This window comes from Bacillus sp. L381 (genome assembly GCF_030284525.1).
GTDB classification, from domain to species: Bacteria; Bacillota; Bacilli; order Bacillales; family Bacillaceae; genus Bacillus; species Bacillus amyloliquefaciens.
In genome coordinates this window covers 1,028,533-1,053,521 of sequence record NZ_CP127224.1, presented here as the reverse complement: position 1 = coordinate 1,053,521, position 24,989 = coordinate 1,028,533, and the positions used below count along the sequence as shown (strand labels likewise).

Sequence of the window (24,989 nt, the reverse complement as noted above, 5' to 3'; positions counted from 1 at the left end):
CGCTCCAAAAAAGGAGCTTCGGATCTTATTACAGTGTAAGAACGTGACCTCCATCGAAGAAATAGAGCGCACGCCCTTTCACTTTCGTTTTTGTAATTTGTTCAACCGCTTTTGTATACAATTCGATTTGTGTTTCATACCTTTTTTGCAGGATCGGGGCCGCGCCTTCAAATCCGTTCCGGAATTTCCCCTCGATCCGATCCGTTTTATAGTCCAGCAAATAGAGTCCGTCCGCAGTTTCGTAGAGGCAGTCAATAATTCCCTGGACGAGCAGCGGTTCACCGGCCGTTTCGGCATCCTTGTACACCTCGCTGGCCGGAAGCGCCATACTGAACGGCACTTCCCGATCAATCCGCAGCGCTCCAACAAGGTCTTTTCCGATTTCAGTTCCGAAAAACTGAATCAGCTCATCGATATCAATTGCGTCCAGCTGTTCTTCTGTCAGCAGCTCTTTTTCGTAAAGCATCCGGACCGTCCGCTCCGCTTCTTCAGCAGTCGGAGCATGCGTCAGCGGTATGTGCTGCATCACCGTATGCATCGCCGTCCCTTTTTCGGCGGCTGTCAGCCCTTTTTTCATCATAAAGCCGGGACGCTTGTATAAAAGAGTGTCCCCTGACGGTTTGATGAGAGAGCGTCCGCTGTACTCATCCTCGTATTCTTGCTTTCTCTTCAGCTCAGAAACAGACTGCTTCGTTCTGATGGCGGTCAGCTTCCGATACGGATATTCCCATTCAAGAAGACGGCGCGCCTGATCATCAAATGAAAACGAATCAGGAATCGGCTCGCCATGCTGTATCGCTTTTAAACGTTTGCTCTTTTCTTCAGCACGTTCCTCAGGACTATCTTCCAGCAATTCACTTTGCTGCAGCATCCGGATGTGAAAACGCGCCGGGTCATGCGCGATATCCTCCGGCGCCAAAAGCCCCGGAGCCCTGTGCGCCTCCATGTCACGGTGACGGATGAGCGCCGGACCGATAAAGTCCAAATAAGATGACGCCTGATAGCGGTCGAATTCAGAAAGGAGCCAATCAGCCCGGTCTGCTTGCGCCTGCCATTTGGCCAGCTGTTTTTCCCGGTTTTTGCAGGAACCGACGAGAAACAGCTTTTCCTTCGCCCTTGTCAGCGCCACATACAATACGCGCAATTCTTCTGATAAAAGCTCTCTGCGCATTTTTTTCTTCATTGCCACAAGCGGCAGAGTCGGATAGCTGATTCTAAGTTCCGGATGAATATACTTCGTGCCGAAACCGAGCTCTTTATCAAGCAGGTATGATTTGTTGAGATCCATCATATTAAAACTTCTGCCAAGTCCGGCGGTGAAAACGACGGGGAACTCAAGTCCTTTGCTGCTGTGGATCGTCATCAGCCGAACGACATCCTCCTGCTCGCTGAGCGCCCGAGCCGTCCCCAAATCATCGCCGCGCTCCTGCATCCGTTCAATGAACCGCAAAAAGCGGAATAACCCGCGGAATGCCGTCGCTTCATACGAACGCGCCCGGTCATACAAGACGCGCAGATTGGCCTGACGCTGCTTTCCTCCAGGCATGCCGCCTGCATAATCAAAATATCCGGTATCGCGGTATACTTCCCAAATCAGCTCAGACACTGAATGATTCGTCGAGAATGACCGCCACTTCTGCAGACTGTCATAAAATGTTCTCAGTTTTTGATACAGGTCGTCATGTCTGTCACCGTTCGCTATATACGCTTTCAGCGCTTCATAAAACGGCGCTTTTTTCTTTTCAAGGCGTATGAGCGCGAGTTCATTTTCGTCACAGCCGACGATGGGCGAGCGCAGCACGGAAGCTAGCGGAATATCCTGATACGGATTATCAATCACCTTTAAGACTGAAAGCGCCGCAGCCACCTCCACGGCTTCAAAGTAACCTGACGTCAAATTGGCGTAAACCGGAATGCCTTGGTTTTTCAGCTCTTCCATTAATTGCGGAGCCCATGGCATGGAGCGCAGCAAAATCACGATATCCCGGTACTGGATATTCCGGTGTGTTTTTGTTTTGCCGTCATATACCTTAAACGGAGATGAGACAAGCTTCCGGATCTCCGCGGCTATCGCTTTCGCTTCCCAATGCACGGTTTCAAAGTCTTCGGCATCCTCGGGGCTGTCTGCGTCATCAGCGCTGTCAATCAGCAGCAGTTCCGTTTTCGCCGCGTCATTCGGCGGATATGATGCGCCAAGCTTTAATGCCGCCTGTTCATCGTAGTCCACTTCGCCGATTTTGCCGCCCATCAGCTGCTTAAACAAGAAATTCGTACTGTCCAAAATATCGGAGCGGCTTCGGAAGTTTTGGTTCAGGTCGATTTTCTGCCCGGCGCCTTCCCCATTTTCCGTAAACCTTTTGTATTTCCCGAGAAAAAGCAACGGCTCGGCAAGTCTGAAACGGTAGATTGATTGCTTGACGTCCCCTACCATAAACAGATTTCCCGACTCTTCATTCCCGCTTTTAACAAGCTGCAAAATGGATTCCTGCACAAGATTGGTATCTTGATATTCATCAACCAGAACTTCATGGAACTGGTCTTGATAATAAACGGCCGCTTCACTCGGCACACGCCGGCCTTCTTCATCCCTCGCAGTTAAAATCGCCAGGCAGTAATGTTCCAAATCTGAGAAATCAATGATTGATTTTTCTTGTTTCGCCGCTTCAAATCGTTTTCCGTACGATATTACGAGCTGAACGAGGGTTTCAATGACAGGCTTCATGTCTTTTAAACTCTTTAAATGATCTTGCGGGCTTCTTGTAAAGTAATCGGTTTTTAACTTTTCGATCAGTTTCTTCGCGCCGTTTCGCAAATCAGTCGCTTCATCCAAAAGCGCCTTGTCAAATTCATCACCCTTTACCGCCTTGGCCCGTTTAAATGTGACCGTAGGAACCCGCTCATACAGCGCCTTAAAGTCATGCCGGCAGCTGATCAGCTCTTCTATCTGCTGAAGGTCATCCAGAATATTATCAGCACGCGGGGCCGGCCCGCCGGGCGCTTTTGTCAGTTCAAGCGCCTTATCTAGCTTTTGTTTTGCCCCGAAGAGCGCCATTTCAGCATCTTCTCTCACATACTCGTAAAACGGCAGCTCTTCCATTTTGCTTTCTTCTGTCACATCATATAGGCGGACAAAGCTTTTCAGCCACGCTTCCGGGTCAGGATGCGACCGGGAATACTCATACACCCGCTTGACGAGGTCTTGAAGATCCAGATCGTGCCTGTCCGTCGTATATCTGTCCACAAGCTCAAAAAACGCCTGATTCCCTTTTGCGTATTCATCCTCAAACAGCTCATCAAGCACTTCGTCTCCGAGCAATTCGCCTTCCGTCTGGTCAGCCATCCGAAAACCCGGGTCAAGATCAATCATATAATAATATTTTTTAAGCACCTGCAGACAGAAAGAGTGAAGCGTCGAAATGCTCGCCCGATTTAATAGAGACAGCTGCCGTCTGATATGCAGAGACCCCGGATTTTTGGCGAGTTCTTTTTCTAATGCTTCAGCAATCCGATGCTTCATTTCCGCTGCTGAGGCGTTTGTAAATGTCACCACAAGGAGCCTGTCAACATCAACCGGCTCTTCTTCAGCGGTTATCTTTCTGATCATCCGCTCTACAAGCACGGCCGTTTTACCTGATCCGGCTGCGGCAGCGACCAGAATATCGCGGCCGGAAGAAACGATGGCGCTCCATTGGTCATCCGTCCATATGCTGTCTTTCGGTTTAGGAATTTGCATCATCATCCGCCTCCTTTTTCAGCCAATCCAGTATAGTGCCGTCTTTTTCCGCTTTCAGGCTGCGGTATTCATTTTCCTTAAGCGACTCATCAAACTGGCACACCGATTTAAACGCACAGTACGTACAAGGCGTCTTATCTTTCAGCTTATACGGGGTAATGGACACAAGCCCGTCCGTTATCGCTTCGCCCGCCTGCTCAAATGTCCGCCTCACATGGTCTGTTAAGAGATGAAAATCCCGTTCGCTGACCGCCGCTGAATCGGACCGTAAAGAACCGTCCTTTTTCAAACCGGCATTGATAATATTTGAACGCCCTTCCTCCAAAGTCGTGTCCATCAGGCTGATCGCCTCCCGGTCACCGAGGAGAAGGCCTTTCATTTTAAATTTCTTAAAGATTTCCTGCTCGATTTCATCAAGTTCCATCGGCAGACTGGCCTGAATCATCGGATCATGAATATGGAAATACAAAACGCCTGCCGGTGTCGCTTTCATGCCGAGCCAATCCGCTGAGTGTGTAATTGATAAGTCAAGATATGTGAGCATTTGCAGAGCGAGCCCGTAATATACCTCAGCGAGATCAAGCCCCTTGTCGCTTGATTTATAATCAACGATTCTCAGCAGCAGGCCTTTTGAGCTTTCCGCTTTATCCACGCGGTCGATCCGGCCGACGAGTTCCATCGTACAGCCGTTTTTCAGCGTGAAAGTGAGCGGAGGCAGCGGTCCGCTTCCGCCAAAACCGAGTTCAAGGCCGATCGGGACGAAACCGCTCGCCTTCGCATGCTCGCTTAATATGCCTGAGACACGCGTGACGATCTTCTGCAGTTTTTCCTTCACATAAAAGTGCCTGTTTGAGCTGAGCAGAATCTCTTTTTGCAGCCTTGGCGCAAGCCGTTCCACCGCATCATAGGAAAAATTCCGGCACTGATCTTTCGTCAGATCGCGCCATTCCAGCTTCTGCTCACGAAGCCGGTCTGAAATCAGCTTCAGGCTGGAGTGAAACAGCTGTCCGATATCCGGCGCTTCCAGCTTAAAAAACTGCCGCTCTTTTAATTGCAGTCCGTGAGATGCAAAATGAGAAAACTGGCAGGCATTAAACGCCTCCATCCGGGAGACGCTTCCTTTAATGTGCTCGCCGTAAAGCTGTCGCGAAACAGGCCGTTCAAGACGCTTTGCCTCATTTCGGAAAAACAGGCTTGAAAACAGCTTTTTCGCACGCTCGTGATCAGGCTCTTTCATCAGCACGTTGTATGCGCTCCACCACACGTCACTGATCTCGTACTCTCTTGTCCACAGCCTGAGCTGGCTTGCCGTATACGTCTGCGCCACCTGTTTATTGACGAGATACTGAAGCTGTTCTTCTTCGCTTACCTGCTCGGGATCAGCCGCTGACAGCTTTTCCTGATGATCGGGAAACAGCTCGCCGAGCCTGTTTACAACAATTGACGGCAGGAGCGTTTTTCCTTCCGCATCGGCAATCGGATATGTCACATACAGACGGTCAGACGGACTTGACAGCGCCATATAGATGAGAAAATGCTCATCAAGCAGCCGCTCACGCCCAGCGGAAGAAAGCTCCACTCCGACCGCTTTCAGCCACTCCCGGTCATCATCAGACAGCACGCCGTTTTCATCCGGGCGCGCCGGAAGAACGCCGTCATTGGCCCCGATAACAAACGTGCAGGAGGTGCCGTACATTCTGGACAGATCCATATTCCCTACAAATACTTGGTCAAGCGCAGGAGGAATTAAAGAAAAATGAAGCGATTCCGTTCCCGTTTCAAGCATTTGCTGGAACAGCGCCAAAGACATTTCATCTTCACCCATCATTCCCGCAAACTCTTCGAGAAGCTGGATAACGGCATCCCACGCCTGGCCGTGCTGCTGCGCTTCAATCATGTTCCCGGCCTCTTCGGCCTGCTGTCTTTTCCGATCCAGCTTCAGGGGAACATCGGTATCTTCCAAAAAGAGATAAAGAGCTTCCGCCATGCTTTGAACCGTTTTCGCTTTTTTCAGCCGGTTTTGAAGCCGGATGAGCGGCTCGGCCATCCACTCTCTCGTCTCATTCAGCATGTGTTCCATCTCTATTTCCTGATCCGTCTGCGCGAAATCCTCATCGAGCGATACGAACCGCCTGTATACAAACCGCTCCCCGTTCGTCCAGCGCTCACCTTTGATTCCGTAGGCGATACAGTAGTTTTCAAGCTGATCAACCTGCTCTCTTATTTTCTGCTCCGGCTGATCAAGGGGGAATAACAGTTCGGTTTTCGCACAGCGGAACACCGCTTCATATCTCCAGTTCCCCTTCACGACATCCAAGCTTGAGCGGATGAATTCAATAAGCGGGTGATGCTGCATAGAAGCTTTTCCGTCTATAAAATAAGGAAGCCCGTAATCTGCAAACACTTCCTTCAACAAATCTTTATAATCTTCCGGCTGACGGATGAGAATCGCCATATCTCTGTACCGGTATCCTCGGTCCCGGACAAGTGATTGAATTTCCCGGGCAATACCCTCGAGTTCAGCTCTTCTGTTCTGCGCCTGTATGACGGTAAAAGCTTCCTGTCCGCCAGTATACACAGCCGCGGGACGCACATCGTACTGCGATTCAATACAGGCAAGCTCCGGCACATGCTGATGCCGCTTCGTTCCATGCAATTCCTTGCAGGAAATATCGGCATTCAACTCCTTTGCCGTCTGATAAAGCTTATAGTATGTGCTGCCGGTCATTCTGAACAGGTCGAGCTCATCCGGAGCCTGTTCCGCCGAAGGGCTGTCCGCCGTCAGAGAGAATGTGACATGTTCAGCATGCATGATCAGCTGCTCGAGCACCCTTAATTCCTGCGGCGTAAATTGATAGAAGCCGTCGACATAAACACGGGCGCCTTTTATAATATCCGCCAAAGGAATCTGCTGAGCGAGCAGTGTCAAATAATCCTCTGAATGCAAATAATGGCCGGCGAGGCTTCTTTCCATCTGCTGATATAAAATGCCTAAGTCATGAAGTTTTTCAGACAGCATCCGCTCTCCGCGGTATTCTGACGCCGTTCCGCTTTCCGCCATGCGGCGGACGTCTTCAGGCTCAATGCAGTACCGCTTAAACTCTGTCAGCATCCGTTCCACCTGCTCAGTGAATCCGGTTTTGTCACTCGCTTTTTGATACACTTTAAAATCGTGCTTATGTTCTTCAATCAGTTTCCTTAAAAGCATCTGCACACCCGTCGTCGTCACAAACGGACGGTTCATGCCCCCCGTGTGCTGAAGCACGCGCCACGCCAAACGCGAAAAGCTGAACACTTGAGCGCGTATCATGCCGCCGATATCCGGCGTTTTAGCAAGCTCATATTCCATTAAAAACGTCATTTGATCCGGGACTAGAAAAATGATCGGTTTCCCGAACGGCTCCCGGCGCAGTTCTTCTTGAATGCTGTCGATAATCAGCCTCGTTTTCCCACTCCCCGATCTGCCTACTAAAAACTCAACACCCAAATTAGAAGACCCCTCTCTTTTTATCTTTCTACATTTTATCGAAAGTTGACGAAAATGACCAATCTCATCTGCTGGTAAAAACGGGATGACTGTTTTAAAAAGTATCGTTTCTGACCAAATTAAAGAAAAAAAGGACTAAATATGATGTCAGAATATCCCGAAGTGATTGTACGAACGATTCTGTCGTTCAGCATTCTGTTTATCGGCGCCCGGATACTCGGAAAACAAACTATTTCACAGATGACGCTTTTTGATTTCATTGCGGCCATCTCGCTCGGCGCCATCACGGCAAATCTGTCGTTTAATACAAAGCTGCCGATTCATTATACTGTCATTGCCTATATTATTTTCGTGGCAATCATTTACCTGGTCGCATATCTTTCGATGAAAAACAGGGCCGCCAGGGGTTTCTTTGCGGGCAAGCCGACCATTATCATTCAAAACGGCAAAATACTTGAGCATAATATGAAAACGATGCGTTATACCATCGACTACTTGAATCAGCAGCTTCGTGTTAATGACGTATTTGACATTTCTCAGGTTCAGACCGCCATCATTGAAACAAACGGCAGCATGTCAGTGGAGGTCAAGCCGGAATTTGCGCCCGTTACAAGACAGGATCTCGGCATTTTTGCCGGACATGAAAAGAACTTCGCCGTTGAGCTGATTATGGACGGCCAGCTGGTGACGAAGAACCTGAAAGAAAACCACGTATCGGAAAAATGGCTGAGAAAAGAATTGGACAGGAGAAACCTCAAAACAGAAGACGTCGTATATGCGGTGCGCGGAAGCAACGGCCGGCTGTTTGTCGATACATATGATGACCATATTACATCGCCGCTTGATAAAGAATAAACATAACAATTCCGCACATGTCACGGGCTGCCGCCGTATAATACCCTATAAACATCCGGGGGTGAGTCCAATGCACGAGCATTTTTTTCATTATACAGCCGTCTGCGGCGACGACTCTGTTCTTATAAAAGATCTGATAAAATCCATTAACGGCGAATACAGCGCCGTGATCTGCTACTCGATATTGGCCGAAAAAGCGCCGACCGCAGAAATCAGAAGACGGATCGAACATATCAGAGAGGAAGAAGTGCGCCACCTGCACGCTTTCTCTTCACTGTATACTTCAATTACCGGACGACAGCTGACGCCCAAACAGACAGAGCATTGTCCGCACACATACAGAGAAGGACTAAATGCAGCCTTTCTTGATGAACAGAAAACGAATGATTTTTATTTGCATGCATCCGACAGAGCGGTAAACCCCGAAGCGAAGCAATTATTTGCCCGCACGGCATTTGACGAGCAGCGCCATGCCGTCTGGTTTTTATACCATATGATCCATTCCCCTTCCCACCACCACACAGGGGGAACGGTATCAAACGCACCGAACAAAAGCTATACTGAGGTAAAAACAGTAAATAATGGTCCGGATAGATAAACGCTCTCCCGCCGGGAGTCTTCAGACCGCAGACAAACCCCGTTCTTTCAACATGAGAGAATGGGGTTTACTTTTCGAGCTGATTTTATATGATCATCCCCTCTAAAAACGGATAACTTCTTCATTGTATAATCAGCAAAAACACTTTATAATAAAATAAACCAACTGGTCGGTTTTTAAGAAAAAAGGACAATAACATGAATACGGCGGAAAGGATTTGTGTGGAGTGACAAATACAAAAGGCGGTGCCGGAAAGAGCGAAAAGACAAAGAATAGGCTCGTATCCGCTTCGCGTGACTTATTTGCAAAAAAAGGTTATTCAGAAACAACGATTCGAGACATTTTAGAGGCGGCCGAGATCAGCAAAGGCAACCTATATCATCATTTTAAAGGAAAAGAGTTTCTGTTCCTTCATATCATGGAAGAGGATCATCGCGTGATGATCGAGACATGGAGGGAAATGGAAGCTGATCTGAAAGATGCTGCCGAAAAGCTGACGGGCTTTGCAGAGCTGCTCAGCCGGATGAGCATCAATTATCCGCTGATGAGGGCAAGTGAAGAGTTTTATGCGAGTGCGTTTACGTCTGAGGAGGTCGTCAAGCGGCTCAATAAAATTGATATTGAATATGACGATGTGATGAGAGAGATCTTAGAAGAAGGAAATCAAGACGGCAGCTGGTCCATTCATCATGTCGAATCAAAAGTAAAAATCCTGCTATCCGTCTTTTACGGTTTAGATGTGTTATATAAAAACGATTCCATTCAGCAAAGAAAAGAATTGCAGAAGGAAGCCATCTCCGTGTTTATTCACGGGTCGATCAACGCTGATAAACGGAATGACAGCTGACAAAGGAGAAACAACATGCAAAAACCGATTCGAGAACAAAAAGCTGTACTCATCATCTTATTAGGCAACATATTTATTGCGTTTTTAGGCATTGGATTGATCATTCCCGTTATGCCGCTATTTATGAACGTGATGCACTTGACGGGCAGTACAATGGGGTACCTTGTCGCTGCCTTTGCCTTCGCTCAATTAATTGCATCCCCCATTGCCGGGAGATGGGTTGACCGCTTCGGCAGAAAAATCATGATTCTCGCCGGACTGTTTCTGTTCGCATTATCCGAGCTGACCTTCGGATTGGGCACCCATGTCTCCATTTTGTATTTCGCAAGGGTGCTGGGCGGCATCAGCGCAGCTTTTATCATGCCCGCTGTTACAGCGTATGTCGCAGATATTACGACGGTGCAGGAAAGATCGAAGGCGATGGGCTATGTATCTGCGGCCATCAGCACAGGGTTTATCATCGGGCCCGGCATAGGAGGTTTTATTGCCGATCACGGCGTTCGTATGCCGTTTTTCTTTGCCGCAGGCATTGCTTTTATCGCAGTGATTTCCTCAATCTTTATGCTGAAAGAGCCATTGACAAAAGAAGAACGCGCACGGCAGTTGGAAAGCGTCAAAGAGTCAACCTTCTTAAAAGATTTGAAAAAGTCGATTCATCCAAGCTATCTAATCGCCTTTATCATCGTCTTTGTGCTGGCATTCGGGCTGTCGGCGTACGAAACGGTATTCAGTTTATTTACAAACCATAAATTCGGCTTTACGCCAAAAGATATTGCCATTATCATTATGTTCAGCTCCATTGTTGCGGTCATCATTCAAGTGCTCGCATTCGGCAAGCTTGTCAACTCCCTTGGGGAGAAAAAGGTCATCCAGCTTTGTCTGATCGTCGGCGCTGTTCTGGCTTTCGTATCTACGGTGATGTCAGGATTTTTGCCCGTGCTTGCTGTCACTTGCATCATATTCCTTGCGTTTGATTTACTGCGCCCTGCACTGACTACTTTCCTATCCAAAATCGCAGGAAATCAACAGGGGTTTGTTGCCGGAATGAACTCAACATACACGAGTTTAGGCACCATTTTCGGCCCGGCTTTGGGCGGTATTTTATTTGATATGAATATTCACTTCCCGTTTCTGTTCGCAGGTGTGGTCTTATTTCTCGGTCTGGGGCTGACCCTAGTATGGAAAGGTAAGGTTAGTGAAGTTTCGGAGTAGAGTGTACTCACTCTTCTCCGGAGCTTTTTTTGTTTATGATAAGAAAAATGAATGGATTACGAGAAATAAATCATTATTTATTTATCTCAAAATCTATACTATAGTAATAGTAAGGTTAACGAGCTTAACAATTTAATATGAATGTTTCAGGAAGAAGGGTTTTCATTGAAGAAAGACAAACATCTCCTTACGGATATCTGGTTTATTCTTATCAGTGCGGCAGGGGGGTTTCTTCTTTCGCTTACAGGGATGTCGATCGCCTGGATGCTCGGAACGCTGGCAGCCGGCTGCATCCTCTCCATGACGCGGCCCCGCTGGCTGTTCATGGCGGCTGACAGAAGAGGGATTAACCGCAGATGGCTTGCGGCTGGGCAAATGATCCTCGGCATCGAACTCGGCCAGAAACTGAACCTGTCCGTGCTTTCAGTTTTACGGGAACATTGGCTGTCAGTAGGCTTTATGCTGATTTTCTCTATCGTGATGGCGCTTGTTTCCGGATACGTGCTCTTTCGGTTCAGCCGGACGGACATGATGACAAGCTTTGTAGGCACGGCGCCAGGCGGTTTATCCGCCATGCCCGGTATCGCCCAGGAAGTCGGCGCCAATACCGCGATTGTAAGCCTCATTCAGCTGACGCGCGTCCTTTTGGTCGTTATGACGATACCGTTTCTCGTCATTTTCTTATTTACCAAACAAAACGGGACGGCTCAGACATCAGCCGGAGCCATTTCAGCAGGAGCTTCACATCCGGGCCTTATTCCCGTCTTGTTAACGGCCGGATTTATTTTGGCTGCCTGGCTTGCAAGTAAAGCCGCAAAACGGCTGAAATTTCCCGCTCCTTGGCTGCTCGGCAGCATGATCGGCGTTGCTTGTGCGGAAATCGGCGTGTCCGCCTTGGCGGGAAAAGACATGCTGGCTTGGTGGCCGCCGGAAGCGAACCAGCTGTCACAAATTTTTCTCGGCGCCACAATCGGTTCAAAAATGTACAAAAGCATGTTCAGCGGTGTGACAAGAGTGCTGACCGTCGGATTTATTTCTTCGGTCGGGTTAATCGCCGCAATGATCCTGAGCGCGGTTGCCGTTTCTAAATTAACGGGCATCTCAATGATTACATCGGTTCTCGCCTTCTCTCCCGGAGGGATCGCCGAAATGGCGGCAACTTCGATCACTCTGCATGAGGACTCGACTTTTGTCGTTGCGGTTCAGGTCATCCGGATCGTTCTCGTGATCGCCATGCTCCCGCCTTTCTATCGCCTGCTGCATCACCTTTCTCAGCTGAAACGGACACACGGCGAGAGAGCCCGGGCAGAAAGAGGAACCTGAGCTGAATAAAAAAACACGCATCCATATGCGTGTTTTTTATTTTAACAGCTGCTCTCCGCCGCCATTTACAGACCGCCAGTTTGCTGAAAGATCACGGAACAGCCGTTCAGCAAATAATAGTTCTTCATCTGTATAGCGATCCAAAAACGCCAAGAGCCGCTTTTTTATCATCTCATGATATTTGTGATGAAGGGAATGCAGCTCTTTCCCGGCAGGAGTGAGCCGGAAGTAGACTTCTTTTTTATTGTCGCTCAGCCGGGTTCTGCGCAGGAAACCGGCTTCCAAAAACTTCGCGCAGCTTCTCGATACGGTCGGTTTTGTCGTCTTCATTTTTTCCGCTATTGATGTGACATTGATCGGTTCATGATCTCCGATACAAGATAAAATGTGAATTTCCGTCAAGGTCAGCTGAAGTTTTTTCCCGTTTTCTTCACGGAGTTCGTCCATCCGTCCTGCTAACGATGCCCTGATGTCCTCCTGACACCTCTCCTGCTCGTGGAAAATGTCTGTCAGTCCTTCAAGAATCATGTGTTTTGCATGGTCTGGCTGTCTTCTGTCCAACTGCGGGTCACCCTTCCGTATTGATTGTTTCTTTTACTATAACGTTTTGTTACGCAAGAAACAATCACACAAGCGAAAAAAGGGTATCAGATGAATCCCCATCTCTCCATACCGGCCAGAACGGTCTCTTCCGCTTCACGTCCTGAGCCGCCGGCTGCCCATGCCGCATGGCCGTCCGGCCGAATCAAAACGGAGTGAACGTCATCCCAATCGGCACGTGTTTCAGAAAGCTCCGCCCTGACAAACTCCACGCTGTCCGTGTCAATGCCGGCGGGAATGCTTCCTCTTAATGACAGCAGCACAAAGGCTCCTTTGTGCAGAAAATCATACAGCCGGGCGGGCCGGCCGTCATGAAGAGTCAGCTCTATATCGGGCAGCCGTTTTCCGTTCAGCATATGAGGGGGCAGCTCCGGATCGGGTTCATAATGCAAATCAAGCGCGGATACTTTTCCCGCCAATAAACGGTTCGACTCCTGAAAATCCAGCAAAGCGGTCATCGTATCTCTTAATGCCATCCCTGACTCGGTAAAATCCATGAGCTTTATCTGGGTTTTTATATTGTGCAACACTTCTTTTCCCGTGCTGTGCCTTTCCTGATGGTAGCTGTCCAGAAGATGAGGCGCCGCTTTTCCCTTAATTTGCGCCGCCAGCTTCCACCCGAGATTGACAGCATCCTGAAGCCCCGTGTTCAGCCCTTGGCCGCCGGCGGGAAAATGAATGTGCGCCGCATCCCCGGCCACAAAAACCCGGCCGGAGCGGTACTGTTCAGCCTGACGCTCGGCATTGCCGAACCGTGACATCCACACCGGATCACTCAATCCGAAATCAGTGCCGCATATTTCCCGCAGGTCTTCTTTCAGCTCATTTTCTGTAACCGGCTCTTCTTTCCGCTTTTGCGGAGCGTGCGGAGAAACGATAAGGACGCGGAAAAGTTTGTTCGAAAGAGGGACAATGACAACCGATCCCTGCAGACGGCAAACTGAAAAAAAGGCGGATTCAGGCGGATTTTTCAAAACGGCATCACAAAGGGTTCCTATTAAGTCGGCATCAGTCCCCAAAAAAGCGATGCCCGCCTGTTTCCGGACAATGCTCCCCGCTCCGTCTGTACCCGCGGCATATAAGCTGCGCAGGGTGCGGATACCGCTTTCGTCCCGGAACACCGTCTCCACCCCGTCATCCGACTGGGTAAGAGCCACCGCTTCTGCCCCGCGGATGATATCCGCGCCTAAACTTGATGCATACTCCTCCAAAAGCCGCTCCGTTTCTGCCTGAGGCAGCATTAACGAATAATTCTGCTTAGAATCCAGCCGAGAAAAATCCAGCCGTGTATCCAGCATCGAAAAATGGCCGGAAGACACCTTCGTTCCTTTATCCAAAAAGCGTTCCAAGATGCCTCTCATTGCAAAAAGTTCAAGTGTGCGCGGATGCACAATAAGCGCTTTAGAATATGGCACCGTCTTCTTCAATCGTTCAATGACAGTCGTTTTCACTCCGGCAAGCGCAAGCTCTGAGGCAAGCATGAGCCCGACAGGACCTCCCCCGATAATGGCAGCCTGTGTTTCCATCTTATCAGCCCTCTCTCGCATTTTTGTTACACACGTAACAAAATGACTAAAAATAAAACGCATGATTTTTGTTTCGCGCGTAACAATTCTATTATAATCTTTCCTTTGCTTTTTGACAATCATTTCTAAAAAAAGACGCCGTTCACTTGGCGTCTGATTCACTGATAACTCCGACAATGTCTTTATCCTTAATCGGTCCGAAATGACGGCTGTCGAGGCTGTATATGCGGTTGTCGCCAATCACGAAATATTGTCCCTTCGGTATCCTCTTGCGGCCGGTCGTTTCCTTCAACGTATAATCACCGGTCACATGGCTTCCGGCGGACAATGATGACTTTAACGGTTTTAAAAACGGTTCCGCCACCCGTTTTCCATTCACAAACAGCTGGTCCTCCCTGTAAGTGATGGACTCGCCCGGGAGTCCGATGACACGTTTGATCAGCACTTTGTGGTGCGGGCCTTTAAACAGGACAATATCGAAACGGCGGATCGTTTTGTAACGATGGGAAAACTTGTTGACCATCAGCTCATTTCCTTGTTTAAAGGTCGGATTCATGCTGATTCCTTCGACTTTATAATCAATAAAAATGGCATTTTTTAATTGTATGGCCAAAACAACGATAAGCACGCCGGCTATAAACCAAAATCGTTTTTTCAAGATTCCTGTCTCCCTCCGTCTTTCTCATGCTGACTGATTCTCGTCTGTAAACGCCGTTCGATATGCTTTCCGGCATACCACAGCACCGCGATCACTGTTAAGGCGCCCGCCATCCGGAAAGGCTGTGTAATGAGTGCGTGAAGATCATACCCGATAAAGCTGATCATAAAGATCATGACCATTTTCCCCATAGCGGCTGCTGATATAAACTGCAGCGCCCCCACCCGTGACAGGCCGGCAACGACATGAACCGCAGCGGACGGCGTAAAGGGGAAGCAAAGTAAAATAAACAGCGGACCGAAACCGTGCCGCTCAACCCAGAGCATCAACCGCCTTATGGTTTGATGCCTGCGGATGAAACCGAAAGCTCTTTTCTGTCCGAAATGGCGGACGGCGTAAAACATCAGCATTGATCCCGCCGCAGATCCGAGCCACGACAGGAAAAAGCCTTCCCACAGCCCAAATGCATTCGTATTCGCCACCACAAATACAACAAGCGGCAAAAACGGAAGAAACGCTTCAATAAAAGGCAGTAAAACCGCAGCCGCAGGGCCGAAAGCTCTATAGCTTTGGAACCACTCCGTCAGCTGCTCCTCAGTCAAATATGATATAAATTGCTCCAACGTTTATACTCCTTAACGAGTTTGTCTATCCTTATTCTACACATTATCTCCAAAAAACGAAAATGTTTACGAGATTTTCCGGCTTGAAATATCGTGTAAGCGAGTATAAAATAAGAACAAACGTTCGTAATTTAGAAAGAAGGAGTATTTATGCCTGATATCCGGAACGGCACCCGCGATCTCATTGAAAAAGGTCTGTTTCTGCCCATGACGGCTGCCATCCTGAACCGGGACCTCGAAGCGCTTGATTCGTGCCCGTTCAAATTAAAACAACCCTATAAACAGCTTATCAGCTGCTCTTTAAAATTAGCACAAAAGGATTTGAGTGATGTTCGAAAAGAGTTAAGAAAGCGTAAAATCAAAATATACGAAGCGGAAAGAGATGAAGCATTTACACTTTATATATGCACCATTAACGGCTATGAAGAAAAACACCGTTATTTCAACCCGAGAATACGGGAACAGGTAACCGCCTTATTGGAATATTACCTGTCTGCCGCGACCATTTAAAAAGCAGCCGGGACTGCTTTTCCTTTTCAATCAGTAAAATTCAGACTATTCACACTATACATTCAACATTATTTTCTTTATAATCGGGACACGCTGTTTTCAATGAAAAGGAGGAATGTTATGAAACTGATTCATGTTCTCGCTGCCCTGCCCTTTTTCGGAATTCTCGCCGGAATTCCATTTGCCAACCGGGTGACGCCTTATGTTTTCGGAATGCCTTTCATTCTTGCATACGTCGTCATCTGGGCGGTGCTGACATCGGTTCTGATGGCTGCTGTTTACAAATTGGATAGAGAAAACAAGGCGGGTGAGGCGGAATGAACGCAGCATTTCCCGTAATGGCCGCCGTGCTCCTGTTTTGTGTATATCTCGGAATCCGCGCCCGAAAAGGAAAAAAGATGGACCTTGAACAATGGACGGTGGGCGGACGAGGCTTCGGCACGATGTTTGTCTTTTTATTAATGGCGGGAGAAATATACACGACCTTCACATTCCTCGGCGGAAGCGGATGGGCTTACGGAAAAGGAGGTCCCGCCTTTTACATTGTCGCTTACGGCTGCCTTGCCTACATTTTGTCATATTGGCTTCTGCCTGCCGTATGGACATACGCAAAAAAACACAAACTGATGTCGCAGTCAGATTTTTTCATTTCAAAATACAACAGCCCGCTCCTCGGCATTCTCGTATCGCTCGTCGGCATCGCGTCTCTCATCCCCTATCTCGTCCTTCAGCTGAAAGGGCTCGGTTTAATTGTTTCAGCAACGTCATACGGACAGATTCCGCCAGCAGCCGCAGTCTGGATCGGCGCTGTCTCCATCACGATTTATGTAATGATTTCAGGCATTCACGGTTCAGCGTGGATATCAGTCGTCAAAGATATTATGATTTTAGGCATCGTCCTGTATTTAGGCATTTATTTGCCCATTCATTACTACGGCGGGTTTACGGAGATGTTCAAACAAATCGACGCCGCAAAACCCGGATTCCTCACGCTTTCTGATACCGGGCAGAGCGTTTCGTGGTTCAGCTCAACCGTCCTGCTGACTGCCCTCGGCTTTTATATGTGGCCCCACACCTTTGCCGCGTCCTATTCGGCGGAGCATCCGCGGGTGTTTCGGAAAAACGCGATCATCATGCCTCTTTATCAGCTCGTCCTGCTGTTTGTCATCTTTACCGGATTTGCGGCGATTCTGCAGGTGCCCGGTTTAAAAGGGGCCGACACGGATCTCGCCCTATTAAAGCTGTCTGTGAAAACCTTTGATCCTTGGTTTGTCGGACTGATCGGATCGGCGGGCATTCTGACGGCGCTCGTACCCGGCTCAATGATATTAATGGCCTCAAGCACGCTGTTCGCCAAAAATGTGTACAAAGCCATTCTGCCCGGCACGCCTGACGAAAAAGTCTCGCGGCTCGCAAAATACGCTGTACCCGTCATCGCTCTGATTTCCGTATATTTTACGCTGAAAGGCGGAAATACCATCGTCACCTTGCTTTTAATGGGCTACAGCCTTGTCACCCAGCTTTTCCCCGCGCTTTTATTCAGCCTGCCGAAGCGGCGGTTTATCACAAGCCACGGCGCTTTTGCCGGCATAACGGCCGGAGTCGGGACGGTTGCCTTCATCACGCTGACTGAATCAACCATCGGAACCCTCTTTCCGTTTCTTCCGCAGACTGTTAAAGATATGAATACAGGCATCATCGCGCTGGTTTTAAACACTGCCGTCATGTTTGCAGTCAGCGCAGCAGTCAGAAAAAAACAAATCAGTGCAGCCGAAAAAGCGGCTTAAATGGTAAGATAGCGGTAAGACACATGAAAGGGGAAAGCCGTATGATTATGACAACGACTGAAACCGTCGCCGGAAAACAGATTACTGAGGTAAAAGGCTTAGTGACAAGCAGCATCGTCCAATCCCGTCACATCGGAAAAGACTTGCTCGCAGGCTTAAAATCTGTCGTCGGCGGCGAATTGAAAAGCTATACCGAGATGCTGGAAGACTCCAAAAAAGCGGTAAAAGAGCGGCTGATCAGAGAAGCGGAACAGCTCGGAGCCAACGCCATCGTCGGCCTGCGGTTCGAACTGACCGCCGGACAGAACACATCCGAATTAATCGGATACGGAACCGCCGTCACCGCCGAATCAATTTAAAAAAACAAGCCCTTTTAAGCGGCTTGTTTTTTTATTTCTCACAGGCGATATAGTCTTTATCACGGTCGAGTCTTTTATTTGCATTATAAAGCGCTTTTGATACATACGGCTTGTACTTCGTTCTGCCGCCCTTGTTTTTCACTTTCGAAGACCGGGCTACGCCGCCCTTATACACCTTATTCAGCGCATTGCAGTTTTGATACGTTTTCACCTTTGTTTTCGCTTCTGCCGTCTGCCCAGCTCCGTATGAACATCCGAACACCAGACCGAAAGACAAAACCACAGCTGCCGTCTTTTTCATTCTCGATGTATCCCCTCTCCTGAGTCATGCGGTATTGCTGAACATATCATAGTTTAAATAATCTCCATTTTCAAGATAAATAGGAAAAAAGTTTTAATTTACACCCTGCCGCATTACTTTTATGGAATTTATTCCAAAACCTTTTATAATATGAATTGATAGCGCTATCAGACTATGATGATAGGAGGAGAAATGATGATGAGAAAAGGGCTTCTTGCGGGTGTTCTCACTTCAGCCGTTCTATTCGGCGCTTGTGCGGCGGATATTCCGGGGGTAATCAGCCCCAATACGGCGGAAGCGGCGTCCCAGCTCAGCAAAGGAATCGGCGGAAGGGCCTACCTGAACAGTACGGGTTCTGTGCTCGTCACGAAAATTCAGCTTCCAAGCTCGATTCAGGTATCAAATGGGACAGCCTATATTTACTCAGGATTTACCGGAGGCACAGAGGCTGATATCGGGCTTCAGTACAGTGAAACTTATCATGTATGGAAACCGATCATGAAAGTCGGTTCAAAGGGACAAAGCCAGGTCCGGTATCTGGAAGGAGAAAGCCAATTCACCTATACGAAAGGCTTCCGTCCCGGCAGCACCGTACAGCTGACCATTTACAAAAATATGAACGGCAATACCCGCGCCACATATTGGGGCACGAATAATGACGGATACACCGGCCGCATCATTTCAGAACTCGCCCAGACAAATGTAGGATCTATCTCAAAATGGAAAGCGCTCGCCACTGTCGCAGTCACATCAGAGGATCAGCGCCCTTACATCAAATCAAACTTCTCAACAGCTTTTACAAACATCACGATCGACAATCAAGCAGTCACTCCTGTGATTGATACACAGGATTTTGCCAAATTGGCGGTGTCAGGAAACAGCGTCAGCATGTCTGTCGTCAAATAAAGAACGCCGAACGCACGATTCCTGCATCGTGCGTTTCGTTATGTCAATATTGCTGCGGGTGAAAAATTGGAAACACGGCGGGTTTTCATGTATACTTTATGTTAACCATAAAATGATTGACGTTCAGTCATTATTCATACAGGAGAGACATTTATGAACAGAGAAAAAAGGCTTGAATTAAAGAAAGTCGAACCGAAACATTTGCAGCAATTTAATCAGCTGCTCCGATATGTTTTCCAAGTAACGAACAGCAATCTGCATGAAGTGGGATGGAAGGAACCCGAAATCGCTTCCGCGAAACTCCCCGTATTGGAACAAGCGCATGTATTGGGCTGGTTTGACAAAGACAAACTCGTTTCACAGGCAGCCGTTTACCCTTTTCAAGTCCGGATTTTTAATAAAACATTTGAAATGGGCGGCGTGACGGGGGTCGGAACATATCCCGAATACGCCAATATGGGATTAATGGCGAGACTGTTATATAAAGCATTAGTTGACATGCGTGAGCGCGGTCAGTCCGTATCCTATCTGTTCCCCTACTCCATCCCTTACTACAGAAGAAAAGGCTGGGAAATTATCAGTGACAAAATGACGTTTGAGGTAAAAGACTTTCAGCTCCCGAAAATGAGAAACGTTTTGGGCGAAGTGGAACGCGTCGATCCGGAACATGAGGTCATTAAAGAAGTATACAGCCGATTCGCTCATAAAAACCATGCGGCCATGATCAGAAATGAATTGGCATGGGATGAGTATTGGCGCTGGGATTTAGAAGATCTTACGGCTGCCGTGTATTATGATCAATCCAGACAGGCAAACGGTTATGTTCTTTACTGGATTGCAGATGAAGTTTTTCATATTAAAGAAATGGTATATGTAAATGAAGAAGCGCGCAGAGGCCTGTGGAACTTTATCTCGGCTCATTTCTCCATGGTGACAAAAGTCGTCGGCGACAATTATTCTAATGAGCCGATCGCCTTTTTGTTAGAAGATGCCGAAATTAAGGAGACGATTTCTCCTTATTTTATGGCCCGGATTGTCGATATTGAACAATTTATCAATCAGTATCCCTTTAAACCGCAAAAAGAGAAACGGACATGGTCTTTCACACTGGAAGATCCGCTGCTTGAATGGAATCAGGGAGTCTTTACCGCGGAGATTTCGCCTGAAGGAAAAGCCGTTTTAAGCCGGGGCGGTGATGCTGATGCCGCAAAGCTGGATATTCAGACGATGACGGCATTATTATTCGCATACCGGAAACCGGAGTACCTTCACCGCACAGGCCGGATCGAATGCGCACCGGACACATTGGAATTCATTGAGGATCTGCTGGAGACGCAAACCCCTTATTTCTCGGATTACTTTTAATAAAAAAACAGCCCTGCTCAGGGTTGTTTTTTTTACATATTTTTTGTTTATTTCCGCCAAAACCCTGAACAGTCTGTCTTTTCCTTAATATCAAATTGAATCATGCTTTCTAGCAGATCATAATGCACCTGATCAGTCCATTGAATTCTGAACAAACGGGAAGTGGCGCTGTAGCCGGCACGGGCAATGTCATCGGCAAAATGCGCAATACCCGCTTCTTCGGGGGAAACACTTACATGATGCTTCGCTGCTGCAAAGCCGATAATAAACGTGCCGTGATCAGTAAACATCGGTGTATTCCACTTGATCTGCGGTTTTAAACTCGGAAATTGACCAGCCGTCCACGACAAGATTTCCTCTGCTTTGAGACGGTGATCCGGATTATCGATTTCCGATACATATTTTGCAAACACATCCATGCCAATCTCTCCTAAAATAAAATGCAATTACTCTTTACATCATCATAGCCAACAGACGGACACGATACAACTCTGCCCAGGCATGTCAATCGTAAAAAGCCCTTCCCAAAAGGAAAGGGCCCGTCCCTCACATCACAGCTTTCTCTAATATCTCTCCCCCAGCTCCCGTAAAATAAAGTCGTAGATCATTTTTGTCCGCTCTTCTTTCGGGTACAGCATGAATTCTTGCCGCTTGGGGATATGGCTGCCCATCCTGTCCTGAAAAGTGGTTCTGAGATAGGCGGTTCTGTAAACTTGGTTTTCAAAAGAATGGTAGGATACTTCCAGCTCCATCGTTTTGCCGTTTGAGAACGTGACCGCTGTGTCATCGAATGCGGTCGGCTGAAAATCTTTAACGTGCACATGAGATATCCAGCCGCATTGAGGCCTTGCTGAAGAAAGTGTAGGGAATAAAAAGATGTGATTTGAAGGGTCCACCATAATCGGCGGCTTGTGAGAAATTTTAATCGCTTCATACGTTCCCGCTTTTCTCCCGGCATAGCTTGAGCCAAAGTAGCGGCAGCTTCTGTCAATGATGTGAATCGGCTTCATGCTGACATACAGAATGCAGTCTTTTTCAATGACCTTCGACCCCATTTTACCGTCTATTTCCTCAGGCAAAACAGCGATGGTTGAACGATTTACTTCGTAGCTTTCTAAGGGTGCGTGTGTTTTCTGGCACATAATGTGCAGCCTCCAATCCTTTTCTTGAAAATTTATACTAATAATCTATCATCTGTCATTGGAAAACGACAGGTTTTTTTTGAATATAGCTAAAAATCACCTTTTAAAGATATAATTTAGTCTTAAATTACTACTTAAATATTATTTTTCTTTTTCATTTCATATCATTTATACATGGTTATTTTTCGTTTTTTCGTCAATTTGCAGGATATGTCGATATATTTCCAAGTATTAGTTATCTAAAAATTATAAAAATTAATTGATTTTTCCGGCGGTTATCCATATACTATAAAAAAGGCATTGGGGGGATTCTTTATGAAAGAGAAGAAATCGTACACTGAGCTCATGAAGTCCCGCAACACGCAAAAAGCAAATGAATTCGATGTGACAATGGCCGATATTTACATTCAAATGGTGCTTGATGAATCCTTGTATAAACGCCGGATCGCCATGCTGACAGAGCAGATTAACAAAGCGCTTGATGATAAAAATAAAGAAGCGTTCCTTACGCTGTCCAAAGAATATACCGCACTCAAACAGAGTGAATAAGCCAATCCATATGGATTGGCTTTTTTATATTATCCGTTTACAATGGTGCCGCCGTTCACATGTATCGTCTGGCCTGTGACATATGAGGAATCATCGCTTGCTAAGTATAAATAGCTCGGTGCCACTTCAACAGGCTGGCCCGGGCGCTGCATCGGCACGTCTGAGCCGAAAACTTCCACTTCCTTTGCCGAGAAGCTCGCCGGAATCAGCGGCGTCCATATCGGCCCCGGCGCCACTGCGTTTACCCTGATGCCCTGAGTGACAAGAGATTGGGAAAGAGACCTTGTAAACGTAACGATCGCCCCTTTTGTCGCTGAGTAGTCAATCAATGTTTTATGGCCCTTGTAGGCGGTAATGGAGGCCGTATTGATGATTGAACTTCCTTTTTTCAGATGGGGGAGCGCGGCTTTCGTTAAGTAAAACATTGAAAAAATATTCGTCTGAAACGTTCTGATGAGCTGGTGGCTCGTGATTTTCTCAATTCCCGGCTGTACGTGCTGCTCACCCGCATTATTGACTAAGATGTCAATAGAAGGAAAGGCTTGGCCCGCCTGGCGGATGACATCGTTGCAAAAGGCTTCGTCGCCGACATCACCTGCGATCAGCAGACACTTTACCCCCTCTTTTTCTACATATTGCTTCGTCTCTTCGGCATCCTGATGCTCATCAAAGTAAACGATGACCACATTTGCGCCTTCCTTCGCGAACAAAACGGATACGGCGCGTCCGATTCCGCTGTCCCCGCCCGTGATAATCGCGGTTTTTCCTTCAAGTTTTTTCGCCGCTTTCGGTTTGTCAAACACAGGGCGCGGATCCATCACATATTCAAAGCCAGGCTGCCGGTTTTGATGCTGCGGCGGCAAGGTTTTCTTCTTCTGATTAGCCAATTTGATCACTCCTTTACATTAATTACTATATTATGAGTAATTTGAGCATCTTATACGAATTTCATGTATGAATATAGCCTTATTGGAAAAATTAAGAATATACAACAGAGGAGGTAATCTGAATTGACTTCTTTTTCAAACGAGGAACCTGCTTCCTATTGGAGAGCAACAGCTGATATTCCTTCCTTTCCCGCCCTGACTGAAGATACGGAATGCGACGTTGCGGTTATCGGCGGAGGAATTACGGGCCTGACAACGGCATACGAACTGACGAAAAGGGGGTTCCGTGTCGCTGTCATAGAAGCGGACCGGATATTAAACGGAACGACCGCGGGAACGACCGCTAAAATCACCGCCCAGCATGATTTTATCTATGCCGATCTTATTCAGCAGATCGGACTGACCAGCGCAAGGCTGTATTTCGAAGCCCATCTTCGCGCTATGGAAGATATGAAGCAGATTATCAAAGACCTTTCAATTGAATGCAAACTGACTGAACAAGACGCGTATATATACACCAATACGGAATCAGGCGTCAAAAAAATCCGCAGCGAGCAGGAAGCTTACACTAAGCTCGGCATTGAACACGAGCTTGTAAAAGAACTTCCCGTCCCCGTTGATTGCAGGCTCGGCCTCGCTATGAAGAATCAGGCGCAATTCCATCCGCTTTTATATGGCGCGGCGCTCGTGAAAGAGATGGTCAAAAACGGGGCGCAGATTTTTGAACAGACGGCGGCAATTGACATTAAAAAAGAACCGCAGCCGGAAGTGGTCACGAAAAACAGACACGGCATCAAGTGCAGCTACATTGTGTGCTCCTCCCACTTTCCTTTTTATGACGGCGGCGGCCTTTATGCCACGAGAATGTATGCCAGCAGATCCTACGTCCTGGCGGTAAAACCGAAACAAGCGTATCCCGGCGGTATGTTTCTCAGCATAGACGAGCCGTCCAGATCACTGCGCTATACAGAGCTGAACGGTGAAGAACTGGTGCTCGTCGGCGGCGAAAGCCACAAAACAGGCCAAGGAAACGAAATGTCCAAACATTATGAAGCGCTGAAACAATTTGCGGAAGATACAATCGGAGTCGAAAGCATCCCATATCATTGGTCTGCACAAGACCTCGTCACCATTGACAAAATTCCGTTTATCGGCCCGATCTCAGGCGGTGAAGATCATATTTTGGCGGCGACCGGTTTTAAAAAATGGGGCATGACAAGCTCAGCGCTCGCGGCGAAGCTTTTGGCTGATCACATCCAAAACAAAAAGAACCCGTTTTCCGGCCTGTTTATTCCGTCACGCTTCCACGCAGATCCCGGACTGAAAAAGTTGATTTCCTATAATGCCGACGTAGCCAAACACCTTATCTCGGGCAAACTTGAGAGGCCGGACGCTTCACCTGAAGCTCTTCTGCCCGGAGAAGGAAAAATCGTAACGGTCAACGGCAAACGGGCCGGCGCCTATAAAGACGAAAAAGGCTGTCTGCATCTTGTCGATACGACATGCACCCATTTAGGCTGTGAGGTTGAATGGAATGACGGTGAACGGACGTGGGACTGCCCTTGTCACGGATCCCGGTTCACACCTGACGGCAAGGTTGCCGAAGGCCCCGCCATCAAGCCGCTGAAACGCATCACCCAAGATTGACTGAACCATTCTGAACGAATGGTTTTATTTTTTTTCGCATTAAAATATTTTCATCAGATTCCTTCATTCAAGTT

The 24,989-nt window shown here is 47.8% G+C and carries 23 protein-coding genes; 13 read left to right on the top strand and 10 right to left on the bottom strand.

What is annotated here, in order from left to right; translation table 11 throughout:
* Nucleotides 1-28: 28 nt before the first annotated feature.
* Complete coding sequence (gene addA / locus QRX25_RS05225) at nt 29-3,733, bottom strand: helicase-exonuclease AddAB subunit AddA (protein ID WP_212101650.1); 3,705 nt, start codon at nt 3,731-3,733, stop codon at nt 29-31.
* Nucleotides 3,720-7,220: a helicase-exonuclease AddAB subunit AddB gene (addB, locus tag QRX25_RS05220; protein ID WP_115997927.1), complete on the bottom strand. Its 3,501-nt coding sequence runs from the start codon at nt 7,218-7,220 to the stop codon at nt 3,720-3,722. Before addB ends, addA begins: the two co-directional genes overlap by 14 nt.
* A gap of 141 nt (nt 7,221-7,361) precedes the next feature.
* Between addB and QRX25_RS05215 the strand changes: the two genes are divergently transcribed.
* The 5 genes from QRX25_RS05215 (at nt 7,362) to QRX25_RS05195 (ending at nt 12,055) form a co-directional block, all read left to right on the top strand.
* Nucleotides 7,362-8,075, top strand: coding sequence for a DUF421 domain-containing protein (locus QRX25_RS05215; protein ID WP_115997926.1), 714 nt, complete (start codon nt 7,362-7,364; stop codon nt 8,073-8,075).
* A 70-nt stretch (nt 8,076-8,145) separates the two neighbouring features.
* On the top strand, nt 8,146-8,673 hold the full coding sequence (locus tag QRX25_RS05210) for a ferritin-like domain-containing protein (RefSeq protein WP_088462317.1): 528 nt from the start codon (nt 8,146-8,148) through the stop codon (nt 8,671-8,673).
* 226 nt (nt 8,674-8,899) lie between these two features.
* Nucleotides 8,900-9,520 carry a TetR/AcrR family transcriptional regulator gene (locus tag QRX25_RS05205; RefSeq protein WP_115997925.1) on the top strand — a complete coding sequence of 207 codons (621 nt, stop codon included), beginning with the start codon at nt 8,900-8,902 and terminating at the stop codon, nt 9,518-9,520.
* A gap of 15 nt (nt 9,521-9,535) precedes the next feature.
* Entirely contained in the window at nt 9,536-10,732 is a 1,197-nt protein-coding gene (locus QRX25_RS05200) for an MFS transporter (protein ID WP_212100863.1), read from the top strand.
* A 165-nt stretch (nt 10,733-10,897) separates the two neighbouring features.
* On the top strand, nt 10,898-12,055 hold the full coding sequence (locus QRX25_RS05195; RefSeq protein ID WP_212100860.1) for an AbrB family transcriptional regulator: 1,158 nt from the start codon (nt 10,898-10,900) through the stop codon (nt 12,053-12,055).
* Nucleotides 12,056-12,091: 36 nt separating this feature from the next.
* Here the strand turns inward: QRX25_RS05195 and QRX25_RS05190 are convergent, their stop codons facing one another.
* From QRX25_RS05190 to QRX25_RS05175, 4 genes are all read right to left on the bottom strand, one after another.
* On the bottom strand, nt 12,092-12,616 hold the full coding sequence (locus tag QRX25_RS05190) for a MarR family transcriptional regulator (protein WP_045507146.1): 525 nt from the start codon (nt 12,614-12,616) through the stop codon (nt 12,092-12,094).
* 86 nt (nt 12,617-12,702) lie between these two features.
* Nucleotides 12,703-14,181 (bottom strand): monooxygenase, encoded by a 1,479-nt coding sequence (locus QRX25_RS05185; protein ID WP_115997922.1) that lies wholly within the window; start codon nt 14,179-14,181, stop codon nt 12,703-12,705.
* A gap of 142 nt (nt 14,182-14,323) precedes the next feature.
* On the bottom strand, nt 14,324-14,839 hold the full coding sequence (gene lepB, locus QRX25_RS05180; RefSeq protein ID WP_013351752.1) for a signal peptidase I: 516 nt from the start codon (nt 14,837-14,839) through the stop codon (nt 14,324-14,326).
* Nucleotides 14,836-15,462 (bottom strand): TVP38/TMEM64 family protein, encoded by a 627-nt coding sequence (locus QRX25_RS05175; protein ID WP_065981116.1) that lies wholly within the window; start codon nt 15,460-15,462, stop codon nt 14,836-14,838. The genes lepB and QRX25_RS05175 overlap by 4 nt, the downstream gene beginning before the upstream one ends.
* 150 nt (nt 15,463-15,612) lie before the next feature.
* On the opposite strand from QRX25_RS05175, the gene QRX25_RS05170 reads away from it, so the two are divergent.
* From QRX25_RS05170 to QRX25_RS05155, 4 genes are all read left to right on the top strand, one after another.
* Nucleotides 15,613-15,972 (top strand): YhjD family protein, encoded by a 360-nt coding sequence (locus tag QRX25_RS05170; protein ID WP_115997921.1) that lies wholly within the window; start codon nt 15,613-15,615, stop codon nt 15,970-15,972.
* Nucleotides 15,973-16,092: 120 nt separating this feature from the next.
* Complete coding sequence (locus QRX25_RS05165; RefSeq protein ID WP_115997920.1) at nt 16,093-16,293, top strand: DUF3311 domain-containing protein; 201 nt, start codon at nt 16,093-16,095, stop codon at nt 16,291-16,293.
* Nucleotides 16,290-17,759 (top strand): sodium:solute symporter family protein, encoded by a 1,470-nt coding sequence (locus tag QRX25_RS05160; protein ID WP_212100857.1) that lies wholly within the window; start codon nt 16,290-16,292, stop codon nt 17,757-17,759. Before QRX25_RS05165 ends, QRX25_RS05160 begins: the two co-directional genes overlap by 4 nt.
* 41 nt (nt 17,760-17,800) lie before the next feature.
* Entirely contained in the window at nt 17,801-18,118 is a 318-nt protein-coding gene (locus tag QRX25_RS05155) for a YbjQ family protein (protein WP_003155166.1), read from the top strand.
* A gap of 31 nt (nt 18,119-18,149) precedes the next feature.
* Here the strand turns inward: QRX25_RS05155 and QRX25_RS05150 are convergent, their stop codons facing one another.
* Entirely contained in the window at nt 18,150-18,419 is a 270-nt protein-coding gene (locus QRX25_RS05150; protein ID WP_065981113.1) for an excalibur calcium-binding domain-containing protein, read from the bottom strand.
* A gap of 195 nt (nt 18,420-18,614) precedes the next feature.
* On the opposite strand from QRX25_RS05150, the gene QRX25_RS05145 reads away from it, so the two are divergent.
* Nucleotides 18,615-19,325, top strand: a complete 711-nt coding sequence (locus tag QRX25_RS05145; RefSeq protein ID WP_065981112.1) for a YrpD family protein — start codon at nt 18,615-18,617, stop codon at nt 19,323-19,325.
* A gap of 153 nt (nt 19,326-19,478) precedes the next feature.
* Entirely contained in the window at nt 19,479-20,690 is a 1,212-nt protein-coding gene (locus QRX25_RS05140; RefSeq protein WP_212100854.1) for a GNAT family N-acetyltransferase, read from the top strand.
* 47 nt (nt 20,691-20,737) lie between these two features.
* On the opposite strand, the gene QRX25_RS05135 is transcribed toward QRX25_RS05140, so the two are convergent.
* Entirely contained in the window at nt 20,738-21,109 is a 372-nt protein-coding gene (locus QRX25_RS05135; protein WP_115997917.1) for an iron chaperone, read from the bottom strand.
* Nucleotides 21,110-21,253: 144 nt separating this feature from the next.
* Nucleotides 21,254-21,832 carry a competence transcription factor ComK gene (gene comK / locus QRX25_RS05130; protein ID WP_013351744.1) on the bottom strand — a complete coding sequence of 193 codons (579 nt, stop codon included), beginning with the start codon at nt 21,830-21,832 and terminating at the stop codon, nt 21,254-21,256.
* A 315-nt stretch (nt 21,833-22,147) separates the two neighbouring features.
* Here comK and QRX25_RS05125 point away from each other — a divergent pair, with 315 nt between their 5' ends.
* A complete protein-coding gene (locus tag QRX25_RS05125; RefSeq protein WP_065981109.1) occupies nt 22,148-22,381 on the top strand; it encodes an IDEAL domain-containing protein in 234 nt (77 codons plus the stop codon).
* Nucleotides 22,382-22,410: 29 nt separating this feature from the next.
* Here the strand turns inward: QRX25_RS05125 and QRX25_RS05120 are convergent, their stop codons facing one another.
* Nucleotides 22,411-23,268: an SDR family oxidoreductase gene (locus QRX25_RS05120; RefSeq protein WP_065981108.1), complete on the bottom strand. Its 858-nt coding sequence runs from the start codon at nt 23,266-23,268 to the stop codon at nt 22,411-22,413.
* Nucleotides 23,269-23,391: 123 nt separating this feature from the next.
* Between QRX25_RS05120 and QRX25_RS05115 the strand changes: the two genes are divergently transcribed.
* Nucleotides 23,392-24,915 (top strand): FAD-dependent oxidoreductase, encoded by a 1,524-nt coding sequence (locus tag QRX25_RS05115; RefSeq protein ID WP_065981107.1) that lies wholly within the window; start codon nt 23,392-23,394, stop codon nt 24,913-24,915.
* Nucleotides 24,916-24,989 lie beyond the last annotated feature (74 nt).

Coding starts and splice junctions, on each gene's coding strand:
- QRX25_RS05170 (WP_115997921.1), top strand. CDS start 15,613: ATGCCTGATATCCGGAACGGCACCCGCGATCTCATTGAAAAAGGTCTG.
- addA (WP_212101650.1), bottom strand. CDS start 3,733: ATGCAAATTCCTAAACCGAAAGACAGCATATGGACGGATGACCAATGG.
- QRX25_RS05165 (WP_115997920.1), top strand. CDS start 16,093: ATGAAACTGATTCATGTTCTCGCTGCCCTGCCCTTTTTCGGAATTCTC.
- QRX25_RS05210 (WP_088462317.1), top strand. CDS start 8,146: ATGCACGAGCATTTTTTTCATTATACAGCCGTCTGCGGCGACGACTCT.
- QRX25_RS05160 (WP_212100857.1), top strand. CDS start 16,290: ATGAACGCAGCATTTCCCGTAATGGCCGCCGTGCTCCTGTTTTGTGTA.
- QRX25_RS05140 (WP_212100854.1), top strand. CDS start 19,479: ATGAACAGAGAAAAAAGGCTTGAATTAAAGAAAGTCGAACCGAAACAT.
- QRX25_RS05145 (WP_065981112.1), top strand. CDS start 18,615: ATGATGAGAAAAGGGCTTCTTGCGGGTGTTCTCACTTCAGCCGTTCTA.
- QRX25_RS05155 (WP_003155166.1), top strand. CDS start 17,801: ATGATTATGACAACGACTGAAACCGTCGCCGGAAAACAGATTACTGAG.
- comK (WP_013351744.1), bottom strand. CDS start 21,832: ATGTGCCAGAAAACACACGCACCCTTAGAAAGCTACGAAGTAAATCGT.
- QRX25_RS05200 (WP_212100863.1), top strand. CDS start 9,536: ATGCAAAAACCGATTCGAGAACAAAAAGCTGTACTCATCATCTTATTA.
- QRX25_RS05135 (WP_115997917.1), bottom strand. CDS start 21,109: ATGGATGTGTTTGCAAAATATGTATCGGAAATCGATAATCCGGATCAC.
- QRX25_RS05150 (WP_065981113.1), bottom strand. CDS start 18,419: ATGAAAAAGACGGCAGCTGTGGTTTTGTCTTTCGGTCTGGTGTTCGGA.
- QRX25_RS05185 (WP_115997922.1), bottom strand. CDS start 14,181: ATGGAAACACAGGCTGCCATTATCGGGGGAGGTCCTGTCGGGCTCATG.
- QRX25_RS05125 (WP_065981109.1), top strand. CDS start 22,148: ATGAAAGAGAAGAAATCGTACACTGAGCTCATGAAGTCCCGCAACACG.
- QRX25_RS05215 (WP_115997926.1), top strand. CDS start 7,362: ATGATGTCAGAATATCCCGAAGTGATTGTACGAACGATTCTGTCGTTC.